9 protein-coding genes and 1 pseudogene are annotated in these 12,085 nt (G+C 61.2%); 8 read left to right on the forward strand and 2 right to left on the reverse strand.

Features of this window, described 5'->3' with window-relative positions; genetic code table 11:
• The first annotated feature begins 16 nt into the window (after nucleotides 1–16).
• Both D3879_RS23480 and D3879_RS23485 read left to right on the forward strand, forming a co-directional pair.
• Nucleotides 17–1,762 (forward strand): amidohydrolase, encoded by a 1,746-nt coding sequence (locus D3879_RS23480; RefSeq protein ID WP_119956624.1) that lies wholly within the window; start codon nucleotides 17–19, stop codon nucleotides 1,760–1,762.
• Nucleotides 1,762–2,688 (forward strand): CobW family GTP-binding protein, encoded by a 927-nt coding sequence (locus D3879_RS23485; protein WP_177412482.1) that lies wholly within the window; start codon nucleotides 1,762–1,764, stop codon nucleotides 2,686–2,688. The genes D3879_RS23480 and D3879_RS23485 overlap by 1 nt, the downstream gene beginning before the upstream one ends.
• A 145-nt stretch (nucleotides 2,689–2,833) precedes the next feature.
• On the opposite strand, the gene D3879_RS23490 is transcribed toward D3879_RS23485, so the two are convergent.
• Together D3879_RS23490 and D3879_RS27295 are read right to left on the reverse strand one after the other, a co-directional pair.
• Nucleotides 2,834–4,036 carry an NAD-dependent formate dehydrogenase gene (locus D3879_RS23490; protein ID WP_119956625.1) on the reverse strand — a complete coding sequence of 401 codons (1,203 nt, stop codon included), beginning with the start codon at nucleotides 4,034–4,036 and terminating at the stop codon, nucleotides 2,834–2,836.
• Between the two features lie 458 nt (nucleotides 4,037–4,494).
• Nucleotides 4,495–4,759 (reverse strand): annotated as a pseudogene (locus D3879_RS27295) (iron-containing alcohol dehydrogenase); the annotation flags it as partial.
• Nucleotides 4,760–4,886: 127 nt separating this feature from the next.
• On the opposite strand from D3879_RS27295, the gene D3879_RS23500 reads away from it, so the two are divergent.
• The 6 genes from D3879_RS23500 to D3879_RS23525 all read left to right on the forward strand — a co-directional run bounded on the left by D3879_RS23500 (nucleotide 4,887) and on the right by D3879_RS23525 (nucleotide 11,896).
• Nucleotides 4,887–5,165 carry a hypothetical protein gene (locus D3879_RS23500; protein WP_119956626.1) on the forward strand — a complete coding sequence of 93 codons (279 nt, stop codon included), beginning with the start codon at nucleotides 4,887–4,889 and terminating at the stop codon, nucleotides 5,163–5,165.
• Between the two features lie 210 nt (nucleotides 5,166–5,375).
• Nucleotides 5,376–6,665, forward strand: coding sequence for an ergothioneine biosynthesis protein EgtB (gene egtB / locus D3879_RS23505; protein ID WP_119956627.1), 1,290 nt, complete (start codon nucleotides 5,376–5,378; stop codon nucleotides 6,663–6,665).
• Nucleotides 6,666–6,667: 2 nt separating this feature from the next.
• A complete protein-coding gene (gene egtD, locus D3879_RS23510; protein ID WP_119956628.1) occupies nucleotides 6,668–7,630 on the forward strand; it encodes an L-histidine N(alpha)-methyltransferase in 963 nt (320 codons plus the stop codon).
• A gap of 389 nt (nucleotides 7,631–8,019) precedes the next feature.
• On the forward strand, nucleotides 8,020–9,015 hold the full coding sequence (locus D3879_RS23515; protein WP_119952286.1) for an IS110 family RNA-guided transposase: 996 nt from the start codon (nucleotides 8,020–8,022) through the stop codon (nucleotides 9,013–9,015).
• 693 nt (nucleotides 9,016–9,708) lie between these two features.
• Nucleotides 9,709–10,551, forward strand: a complete 843-nt coding sequence (locus D3879_RS23520; protein WP_119956629.1) for an IclR family transcriptional regulator domain-containing protein — start codon at nucleotides 9,709–9,711, stop codon at nucleotides 10,549–10,551.
• A 388-nt stretch (nucleotides 10,552–10,939) separates the two neighbouring features.
• A complete protein-coding gene (locus D3879_RS23525; protein WP_119956630.1) occupies nucleotides 10,940–11,896 on the forward strand; it encodes an AraC family transcriptional regulator in 957 nt (318 codons plus the stop codon).
• The last annotated feature ends 189 nt before the right edge of the window (nucleotides 11,897–12,085 follow it).

Here is a 12,085-nt window from a genome sequence, read left to right on the forward strand (position 1 = left end):
ACAAGGGGTTTATAACGTGACCGATTCAGACAACTTCTACTCCACTCATAGTGCTGTCGACCAATATGCCGATTTGGTTCTCAGCAACGGGCGTTTCTACACGCTTGATCCTGCGCAGCCATGGGCTGAGGCGGTGGCCATCCGCGAGGGGCGCTTCGTCGCTGTCGGTAGTTTGCAGTCGCTGCAGTCGCTGATCGGCCCGAAAACCCTGCAGCATGACCTGGCCGGCGCGTTTTGCATGCCTGGGCTACACGACATGCACACTCACCCAGACCTGGCGTTGGCACCGCGTTACAGCGATGACCTGGATGTCGGTATCGAAGATCCGACCCCGGAGCAGTTGGTCGAGGCGATCCACGCCTATGCCGATGCGCACCCCGGCGACGGCTGGATTTATGGCCAATATTGGGTGCGCTACACCTTCCGCGAAGCCGGTTTGACCCCCGGTCGCGAGTGGCTCGACAGCGTCATGCCGGATCGCCCGGTCGCGCTGCTCGACCGCATGTGGGGCACCATGATGGTCAACTCCAAGGCCCTGGAGCTGGCGGGTATCGACCGCACCACGGCCGATCCGCGCAACGGCTATCTGGAGCGTGATGAGCTGAGCGGCGAGCCCAATGGCCTGCTGATCGATGGGGCCTATGCGCTGATTCATGCAGCCATGCCGCCGACGCCGGTGAGTGTGCTGCGGCGCGCTTACCGCGATGGCGTGCACTTCCAGAGCGCGCGCGGGGTGACTGCGACCAAGTATGTGCATGTCTGCGAGCGGCGGCTGGAGGCATTGAAGGAGCTCGACGATAGCGGCGAACTGACGTTGCGCGTCGAGGCGGCCATCAGTTGGCAGGACGACATTTTTCCGGTGCGTCGCCGCTGGGAGCTGCTCAGCGGTGAGCGCCACTATTACCGCAGTGCCCGGCTGAATGCCAACGCGGTGAAGTTCCACTTCGACGGCACGGTCGAGCCACGCTCGTCCTACCTGCTTACCCCATGGCCAGAGGAGTCGAGCTGGCGCGGTAAGCTCAACCTGACCCCGGAGCACATCACCGACATGGTGGTGGACATGGACAGCCGTGGCCTGCGAGTGATCGCCCACTGCACTGGTGACGGGGCCTCGGATGTATTCCTCGATGCGGTCGCCGAGGCGCGGCGGCGTAATGGCTTCAGCGGTATTCGGCACCAGTGTGCGCACAGTACCTTGCTGCATCCGGGGAATCTCAAACGCTTCCGCGAACTGGAGGTGATTGCCGAGTTTTCGCCGGCGGCGTGGTATCCGACGCCGTTCGCCAGTGGCGCGCGTTCTGGCTATGGCCAGGAACGCCTGAAGCGCATTTACGACTTCAAGGGCGTATTGGCGGCTGGCGGCATCGCAGTGATGGGCACCGACTGGCCGGTGGCCTCGATCGACCCCTGGCTGGCGCTGGAAACCATGGTCACCCGGCAGAACCCATGGAACCAGGAGCCGAACTGCTTTGGTGAGCCGATCACATTGGAGCAGGCGTTGCAGGTTGCCACCCTCAACGGTGCTTACGCGATGGGGCTTGAGCAGCTCACCGGCAGTCTGGAAGTGGGCAAGTCGGCGGATCTGATCGTGCTCGACCGTGACCTGTTTGCCCAGGCGCCGCGCAACTACATCCACCGCACTCAGGTGCTGCTCACCTTCGTAGAAGGCCGGCCGGTGTACGACCGCCAGGGTGATTTTGCCGATACTGCGCTGCAAGCGCTGTGGCAGGGCGAGCCGCCGGTGCTGGAAGGGAAAGCCTGATGGCCATTTCAAGCATACCGGTCACGGTGGTCGCCGGCTTTCTCGGCGCCGGCAAGACTACGCTGCTCAACCGCATGGTGCAGCGCGCCGAGGGTGGGCGGCTGGCGGTGATCGTCAATGACTTCGGTGAGCTGAACATCGATGCGGCGATCATTGCCGAGGTCACCGACGCGGTTTACAGCCTGCAAAACGGTTGCATCTGCTGCACGGTGCAAGAGGATCTGCTGGCTCAGTTGGTTAGCTTGACTCAGCTCACGCCACGCCTGGAACGCATCGTCATCGAGTGCAGCGGCGTGTCCGACCCGCAACGGATCGTGCAGACACTCGGCTATCCGCAATTGCGCGCTTATGTGCATCTGGACGCGGTGATCACCCTGGTGGATGCCACTGGCTACAGCGCACTCGAAGGTGAGTTCGCCAGGCTTTCCCGCGCTCAGGTTGCCTGTGCCGATCTGGTGCTGCTGAACAAGTCGGATCTGGTGAGCCCGAGCGAGCTGGCAAGCGTGCGTAACAGTCTGGGAGGGCGGGCGCGAGTATTCAGCACCGTTCAGGCAGAGTTACCAGACGCCTTATTGCTGGCGGATAGAGACGAGCCCGCCAGCCTGAAAATGACGCCGGTTAGCGCCCGTCATGATCAACTGTTCGAGAGCTGGGTCTGGAAAAGTCAGCAACAGCTCGAACCGACAGCCTTTCGAGCCTGGTTGGCCCGTTTGCCGGCAGACGTATTTCGTCTGAAAGGCCAGGTTCTCCTGCAAGGCACTGGCCATCCGTACTGGGTGCAGCATGTAGGCACACGCAGCCAGTTCAGTCCGGCAGCGAGCAGCGGCGACGCGCCAGCCGTGCAGTTGGTGTTTATCGCCAGACGCGGCAGCGATCTGCGGGAGTCGCTGGAGCAAGGGCTGGAAGCCTGCCTGGTGGCGGCTTGAGATCGAAGAGGCAAAGGGTCTGAGTCATTTAGCTGATCAAGATCAAATCACTCCGACCCCTTTAGCTGAATACGTTTTCATCGAATATTCAAGGAATTTGACCCGGGGGGATCGCACCCCCGGGACGGTCACATGACCAAGGTCGTTAGACCCGCTTGAACTTCGCTGCTTCCTCGGAGCCCTTTGTGGAATTGCCTGCGCTGTAGGAATGCGCACCAACACCGGCAAGCTTGCCGCCATCGACCACGAGATACTCGTTGCGGATGGGCTTTCCGTCGAACCAGCATTCAAGGATCTCGCGCGTGCCTGCCGCATAGCGCGCTTGCGCCGACAGCGAACTACCCGAGATATGCGGGGTCATGCCATGGTGCGGCATCGTGCGCCAGGGGTGATCCTTCGGTGCGGGTTGCGGGAACCAGACATCGCCCGCATAACCGGCCAATTGGCCACTCTCCAGCGCACTCGCAATGGCATCGCGATCACAAATCTTGCCACGAGCCGTATTGACGATATAGGCACCGCGTTTCATCTTCGCGATCAGCGAAGCATTGAACAGATGCTCTGTCTCGGGATGCAACGGACAATTGATCGTGACCACGTCACAGACCTTGACCATCGATTCCACATCTGCGTGATAGGTCAGGTTCAACTCCTTCTCCACGCTTTCCGGCAGACGATGGCGGTCAGTGTAATGTAGCTTCACGTCAAAGGGCTTGAGCCGACGCAGCACGGCCAGCCCGATACGTCCCGCCGCTACCGTGCCGACTTCCATGCCTTCCACGTCGTAAGAGCGCTCAACGCAATCGGCAATATTCCAGCCGCCTTTCACGACCCATTGATAGGATGGAATGTAGTTTCGCACCAAGCCCAGGATCATCATCACCACATGCTCGGCCACGCTGATGCTGTTGCAGAAGGTGACTTCCGCCACCGTGATCTTGCGATCGATCGCTGCCTGCAAATCCACATGGTCCGAGCCGATGCCGGCCGTCAATGCAAGCTTGAGCTTGGGCGCCTTGGCGATGCGATCTGCCGTCAGATAGGCAGGCCAAAATGGTTGCGAGATGACGATCTCCGCGTCGATCAGTTCCTTCTCGAACGCAGAGTTCGGACCGTCCTTATCAGACGTGATGACCAGGGTATGGCCGCGCGCCTCAAGGAACTTGCGCAGTCCCAACTCGCCTGACACGCTGCCCAGCAGCGCGCCCGGCTTGAAATCGATCGCCTGGGGGGTCGGTGTGGTTTGCCCATCGGCATAAAGCTCGATCTTGGGAATCGTGTCGCGCGCGTACGTCTTGGGGTAACCGCCCACGGGATCGTCGTAAAGCACACACAAAACTTTGGCCATACTGTGTCTCCATCTTTTATGAGCAGGGTTGGATTAGGCACGGCATGCGTAAAGTCAGCGTGTCGTCCCCATGCTACGGGCTTGGCACATGGCCATGCTCCGAGCTGTGCATGCTGAGCGTCAGGCGAAGGGACATTAGGACATTAGGGGACTAGGGCATTAGGGGACAGACCACGGTTATCTTTTCCAATCCGTCTGACTAACCGTGGTCTGTCCCCGATTACCTGTCCCCGATTACCCACATAACCCAGCTTAGTCCATAGAAAAAACACCGCCAAAGAAAGGGGACAGAAAGAAAGGGGACAGAATTATTTTTGGCTATGGAAAATAAATCTTTCCCCCCCTTTTTTTCGCACAGACCCTGGCACTCAATCCCTTGTCGTGCTGCTCCTTTCTCCAGCGCGTAAAACCCGTCCATGCTGCATGCTCAAGCCTCGGCCATGGATAGACGACTGCTTCTAAATATGGCCGTGGAAAGCCGCGGAGAAAATTTCGGCGGCGGCTTTCCCACGTCAATGGCAGCGGGTTGCCGCCGGCGGAGGGGTCGACAATCGCCATTTCCGCGATCAAAGCGGCCTGGCGATCATCGACACCCAGCTCTGGTAACGTTTGGGGCACGCCTTCGTCCTCGCGCAGCTTGAGGACGAAGGCCAGGAAGCTGTCGAAGCCCGCTGCTGGCAGGCTCAGGTAAGCCGCTAGTCGAGTGATGCGTTCCTCGATAGAGGCAAAGGGTCGGAGTCATTTAACTGATCAAAAATAGATCACTCCGACCCTTTAGCCTGACCCTTTAGCCTCATGCAAGCCCCGTGATTGGAGGTTCTATGAACAGCCCATCTCACTCGACACTGCGATGAGACTGGCTTCGCAAGCCTTCCAGCCCTATAGCTGCATCACCAACGTCAATGCGAGCGACGACAGCTTCGGCTTTCGGGTGCTGGACATCGCCTGCGCCCAGGTGCTGAGCGTTCCACATATCCCGAGCACGCAATACACCAACCCCTTGCGCCTGGCCGGGGTGATCGAGCAGGTCCGTCTGGACCTGCAGTATCAGGGGCGCCACCTGGAAGACTGGACGATGCCGTTCATCCCCGATCCCAGCGGGTTGCCAGAAATGCCGCCGAATTATTGAGCGTGCCGCGCAGGCGCGAGCTGGCCATAGGGGGATCGGTGCGCTCGTCGGGCACCGCCGATCGAAGCTCGGTGAACCCGCTACGCTCTAAATTCGGACTCGCCGCGAAAAGACGACCAGCGCCGAAACTCTCCCGATGCCTCCCGGCCGCTTGTAAGACCACCGGCTCACGGCGAGCTGGCCCCATCACCCTGCACAGGAGGGAGCTGAATGCCCAATCCGGCCCCTGCAGCCGCACCCGCCCTGGCCGATCTCGAGCGCCTGCTGACGCGCTTCCGGCAGGTGCGCGCCGCTTCCGAGGCGCTCTGCGCCCCGCTCGAGGTCGAGGACTTCGTGATCCAGAGCATGCCCGACGTGAGCCCGCCGAAATGGCATCTGGCGCATGTCAGCTGGTTCTTCGAGACCTTCCTGCTGACGCCTTTCCTGCGCGGCTATCGGCCGCTGGAGCCGGCCTACGACCACCTGTTCAACTCCTATTACCAGACCCACGGCACGCCCTTCCCGCGCGCGCAACGCGGCCTGCTGTCGCGCCCAGGGGTGGCAGAGGTTTATAGCTACCGGGCGCAGGTCGATGCGGCGATCGCCGAGCTGCTCCGCCAGCCACCCGCGGAACACATTGAGGAGATAGCCCGGCGCCTCGAACTGGGCCTGCAGCACGAGCAGCAGCATCAGGAGCTGCTGCTAATGGACATCAAACACATTCTCGCGCAGAACCCGCTGCAGCCGGCCTATCGCCGCGACTTGCCGGTGCCGGTCGCCCAGCCCGCCAGTGTCCAACGCTGGCATGGCTATCCGGGCGGCTTGCGGCATATCGGCCATGCCGGCGACGGCTTCGCCTTCGACTGCGAGCTGCCGCGCCACCGGGTGTTCGTCGCCGATTTCGAGCTGGCCAGCCAGCCGGTCAGCAATGCCGACTTCCTCGCCTTCATCGAGGACGGCGGCTACCGACGCAGCGCATTCTGGCTGTCCGATGGCTGGAATCTGGTGCAGCAGGCCGGCTGGCAGGCGCCGCTGTACTGGCAGCGCCGCGGCGGCCGCTGGCTGGAAATGACCCTGGCTGGCCTGCGCGAGCTGGATCGGCAGGCGCCGGTCTGCCACATCAGCTTCTACGAGGCCGAGGCCTATGCCGCCTGGGCCGGTGCGCGCCTGCCGAGCGAGGCGGAGTGGGAAGTGGCGGCGCTGGAGCAGCCGCTCAACGGCAATTTCATCGAGTCCGGTTACCTGCAACCGCTCGCCGCTGCGCCCGGACTGGACGGTCCGGTCCAGCTGTACGGCGACGTCTGGGAATGGACCGGCAGCGCCTACCGCCCTTACCCCGGCTTCCGGGCGCTGGAGGGCAGCCTTGGTGAATACAACGGCAAGTTCATGTGCGGTCAGATGGTGCTGCGCGGCGGCTGCTGCGCAACCCCGCAAGCGCACATCCGCGCCAGCTACCGCAACTTCTTCTACCCCGCGATGCGCTGGCAGTTCGCCGGCCTGCGTCTGGCCAGGGAGGCTTGAGGATGGCAGCGGCTATTCACTTTCATGATCAATGCCAGAACGGCGCCAACGCTTCGCTGCGCGAAGAGACTCTGGCCGGCTTCGCCGGCGATCCCAAGTGGGCCTCGCCCAAGTTCTTCTATGACCGGCGCGGCTCCGAACTCTTCGAGCAGATCTGCCAGCAGCCCGAGTATTACCCGACCCGTACCGAAGAGCTGATCCTCCGCCTGGCGGCCCGGCAGATCGCCGAAATCGCCGGGCCGCAGGCCAGCCTGCTGGAGCTGGGCAGTGGCGCCAGCCGCAAGGTGCGCCTGCTGCTGGAAGCCCTGCACCCGGCCAGCTACCTGGGCATCGATATTTCCCGCGACTTCCTGCTCTCGAGCACAAGGCGGCTGGCGGCGGATTATCCCTGGCTCGAGGTGCATGCCGCCTGCGCCGACTTCAGCCGGCCGATGCAGCTGCCGGAGGGCTTCGACGGCGAGCACCCGCTGGCGTTCTTCCCCGGCTCGAGCATTGGCAATTTCGATCCGCCGGAGGCCCAGGTCTTCCTGCGCAACCTGCACACCCTGCTGCCGCCGGGCGGCGGCCTACTGATCGGCGTCGATCTGATCAAGGACAAGGCCGTGCTGGAGGCCGCCTACAACGACGCGGCCGGCATCACCGCCGCCTTCAACCGCAACCTGCTGGAGCGCATCCGCCGCGAACTGGACAGCGACATCGAGCCAGCGCGCTTCGACCACCAAGCCTTCTACAATGAGGAGGCCGCGCGCATCGAGATGCACCTGCTCAGCCCGGGGGCGCAGACCGTGACCATCGAGGGCAAGCGCTTCAGCTTCGCCCATGGCGAAAGCCTGCACACCGAGAACTCCTACAAATACACCCCGGCGATTTTCTGCGACCTGGCCAGCAGTGCCGGCTTCAAGTCGGTCGCCCTATGGCTCGACCCGCGTCAGCTGTTCAGCGTGCATTACCTGCAGCGCGAATAAACCCTCTAGGATGGATGAAACCCGCGCTGCGCCGTACTCCAGCCTTGTAGGCTGGGTAGAACGCAGTGAAACCCAGCGCTGTCAAAGCGCTGGGTTTCGGCCAGGGCCTCTATCCAGCCTTGTATGTTGTTTTCCGTCAACCGGGTTAGCCTTTCAGGCCCTGCGCTTGACGCAGAGAAGCAGTTACTGGGGAGGCCGTTCCAACCTGGAGGTGAGTTCACACTCAACCTCGTCCGTAGATTGGCCCCCCGCCTCATTGCCCACCGCGTGGAGTATCCGGAAGCCAGCTCATTGAGGTGGACTTCGCATCACAAGGTTGCAGCGGCAAGAAGTGCGAGGTCGGGGAACCGGTAGCTATTGTTGCTCAAATGCCGGGCGAGATGAAAACAATGAGCGTATTTGTCGGTGTGGATGTGGGTGCCAAGACAGTTGTCTTGGCATGGCGAAAGGGTGGTCGCACGCGGGGCAAGCTGGACATCCAGCAAACGCCCGAGGGGCACGCCCAGGCGGTGGAGCGGATTAAAGCGCTAGAAGCCGTCCAAGTCGTGATGGAGGCCACCGGCGTTTACTACTTGGACTTGGCCGTTGCCTTGAGCAAGGCCGGGATCGTCGTGTCTGTCATCAACCCCAAAAGCTTCCACCACTTTGCCCAACTCAAGTTGGCGCAAAGCAAGACCGACCCGCTAGACGCGGCCCTCCTGGCCGAGTACGCCGAGCGGATGACGCCAGCCCCTTGGACTGCGCCGGATACCCTCCGTATGGCGCTGCGTGACATCGGCCGACAAATCAATCGGCTGACCGCGACCCGTACACAAGCCAAGAACCGCCTGCACGCCTTGCGCTCCAAACGTGACACGCTGGCGCTGCTGATTGAAGACGAAGTTGAAGCGGTCGAGAGGCTGGATCAGCGCATCGAGCGACTCAGCAACGCTGCACAGCGCCTGATTGCCGAGGACGCCGTGTTGAACAGTCAGTTTCAGCATCTGCTGGCAGCCAAAGGTGTTGGCGTTGCCAGTGCTATTGCGTTACTGGCTGAACTCAGTGTCCTGCCCCAGCATCTGAAGGCGCCGCAAGTCAGTCGCTATGCCGGGCTAGATATCCGCCTGTGCCAATCGGGCAGTAGCGTCAATAAGGCTTCACGGCTGAGCAAGGCGGGTAATGCCTATCTACGAAGCGCCCTCTACATGCCGGCACTGAGCGCGGTACGACATGACCCAAACGCCAAGGCCTTCTACCTGTCCCTACAACGCCGTGGCAAAAAGAAAATACAGGCCGTATGCGCCGTCATGCGCAAGTACCTGACCGGGCTTTGGGCTTGCATCCAACTGGGCGAACCCTTCGACTCCAGCAAGCTATTCAGCAAAATCCATCTGGCTGAAGCTTGACGTCCAACAGAGTATCTACGGGCTACCTTTCGCCTGCAGGGTTCGTAGGGCGGGAACGCAAGCCAATTTGATCGTTCCCAAGCTTTTGCGTTGATCGTTCCCACGCTCCAGCGTGGGAACGCAGCTAAAGACGCTCCGCGTCTGCTCTACATGCCGGACGCAGAGTGTCCTGCCAGGGTTCCCGCGCAGGCGGGAATTCAATCAAATTCGGGATCGTGCATAGGGGAGTCGCCGAGCGACTCCTTGTTGGGTATCACTTCGTTCAGCACCAACGGGCTACCTTTCGCCTGCAGGCTTCGTAGGGCGGGACGGCAATCCAATTTGATCGTTCCCAAGTTCTTGCGTAGGAACCAGCATTTACGCAGGTGCCGCCGGAGCAACTTGCCGAGGGGGAGGGCTGCCGTGGAGTCTGCGCCGGCATTGCGTCTGCTGCTATTTCAGGGCTGAAAACCAGTCCCAAACGTGCTTATGGCACGCCGGGAGTCTGGCACCTGACGTGGGGGAGTGCGACTTCACCTTATGAGCGAAGCCGAGCCGGGCGCCACCAGGTACAACCTGACCAGTGACTTAAGCGGGGCGCCGGACGGCTGCGCTAAGTTAGGAGCCTCGGGCGTTATGGTCAATTGCGATTATCGAACTATGGTTCGATAATCGGTCGGAACCTCAACTCCAATGCCTGCAAGGACAAGAACAATGAGCGACGAACAGCGCGCAAGCCCGCCACCACTAGCGCCTCCGATTATTGCCTCGCCGGCCAAGCGCATCGAGGCTTTCGCGGGTGATCCGAACTTCATGACATCCCTGGCCAGGGGCCTCGTCGTTATCCATGCGTTCCAGGAACGCAAGCGCCACCTGACCATCGCGCAGATCAGCCACCGCACCGAGATCCCCCGCGCTGCCGTGCGCCGCTGCTTGTATACCTTGATGAAGCTGGGCTACGTCACCACCGACGGGCGCACCTACTCGCTGCTGCCCAAGGTACTGACCCTTGGCCACGCCTATGTGTCCTCGACCCCGCTGGCGGTCACCGCCCAGCCGATCCTCGACCGCCTCAGCGAGCAACTGCACGAAGCCTGTTCGATGGCGACCCTGGAAGGCGACGAGATTCTCTACATCGCCCGCTCGGCGACGCCGCAACGGTTGATCTCGGTCGATCTGAGTGTCGGCAGCCGCCTGCCGGCCTACTGCACCTCCATGGGACGGATTCTGCTCGCCGCACTGGATGACGCGGCACTGAGCGACTACCTCAGCCATGCCGATCTGCAAGTGAAGACCTCGCGCACCGTGCACACCCCCGAAGCATTGCGGGCGAGCATCGAGGAGATCCGAAGCCAGGGTTGGGTGGTGATCGATCAGGAGCTGGAGGTCGGCCTGCGTTCGGTGGCGGTGCCGGTCAGGGATTCAGCCGGGCAGGTGCTGGCGGCCCTCAACGTAGGCACTCATGCCGGTCGAGTTACCCGCAAGGAGTTGGAGTCGCGCTTTCTGCCGGCGTTGCTGGAGGCCAGCAAGGAACTGAGTGCGCGATTGTTCCCTTAGAAGGCAGCAGTCACTTGCTGGTAATACCGTTCGATTATCGGCTACTGGGCTGATAACCGAATTGTGAGAGTGGGCAGCACATCTTACCGTGCAGGTTGCAGCGCTCCATCTGGAGCGCGTCCTGATAAAAACAATGAGATGTGGCCGTGACTAACTTCTGCTTCCAGCGCGCAAGCGCACCTCCATTCGATACCAGATGGCCACATTCATGCGCAGATGCAGCACTACCAGGATGTAACCTCAGAGCCTGACCGGCAGGGCAGGGTGGGCCCGCCCGCCGGTCAGTTGTCTGACAATCTGTGGTAGGGAATCCGGTAGATTAGCCATAAGGCTTGGCCTGGATGCTTGAGCCGCGCGAGTTGAAAATGACATCAAGAGTGTCTTGCGTATGAATAGTCCCCTGCTGAGTGAACGCAGTATGGTGTTTGAGCGTGGCGACCCCTACGAGGTGTCTGGCTACGTCAATCAGCATGTGGGCAACCATTGCATTCGTCTGCCCGCTGTCGGCCATCCGCTGGCTAGCCTCAGCCACCGCAAGTTCGCCAGCCTGGATCTCTGCCAGATCAGCTATGGCGGCAGCGTGCGCGTCACTTCCCCGGCCTTGGAGAACATCTTCCATCTGCAGATCCTGTTGAAGGGGCACTGCCTGTGGAAGGGCCGCGAGCAGGAAAAATTCCTCGCTCCCGGTGAGCTGTTGCTGATCAATCCGGATGATCCAGTCGACCTGACCTACTCGGACGATTGCGAAAAATTCATCCTCAAGCTACCCGTGTCGCTGCTCGAAGCCACCTGCAACGAGCAACGCTGGTTGAAGCCAAGCGAAGGCGTGCGTTTCACCCAGAACCGCTACCGTCTGCAGGAACTCGAAGGCTTTGTCGGCTTGCTCGGCCTGGTTTGCCAGGAGGCGGAGTCCGATCTGATCCTGCCAAGGATCAGTGAGCACTACACGCAGATCATCGCCAGCAAATTGTTGACCCTGCTCAAGACCAACGTCAGCCGCGAGGAGCTGTGTGCGCAGGCGGCTTCGTTCGAGCGGATTGCCCATTACATCGACAGCAATCTGAAGCAGGACATCTGCGTCGAGCAGCTGGCCAGCCAGGCGCATATCAGCCTGCGCTCGCTGTATGCCTTGTTCGAGCGGTATGCCGGCAGTACGCCGAAGAGCTACATCCGGCGCAAAAAGCTGGAACAGATCAATGCTTGCCTGAGCGACCCGAGCTGTAGCGTGCGCAATGTCACCGAGATCGCGCTGGATTACGGCTTCCTGCACCTCGGACGTTTTTCCGAAAGCTACAAGATCGCCTTCGGCGAGCTGCCTTCGGACACCCTCAAGCACAGGGTCTGATCGCTTGATCCCCGCGTTCGCGGGGAAGACGTAATCAGGTAAATCCGCGCCATCCCCTCGATATCCCGCCATATACCCATCCGTAATCCCCGCGCAGGCGGGGACCCAGTAACAACAGCCACTGCACAAAACGGATAGATGTCTGCGCAAAGCGGATATTGCGCGCCCTCCTGCGTCCCTAGTCTTGGC

The sequence above is a fragment of the Pseudomonas cavernicola genome (assembly GCF_003596405.1).
In the GTDB taxonomy this organism is placed as follows: domain Bacteria; phylum Pseudomonadota; class Gammaproteobacteria; order Pseudomonadales; family Pseudomonadaceae; genus Aquipseudomonas; species Aquipseudomonas cavernicola.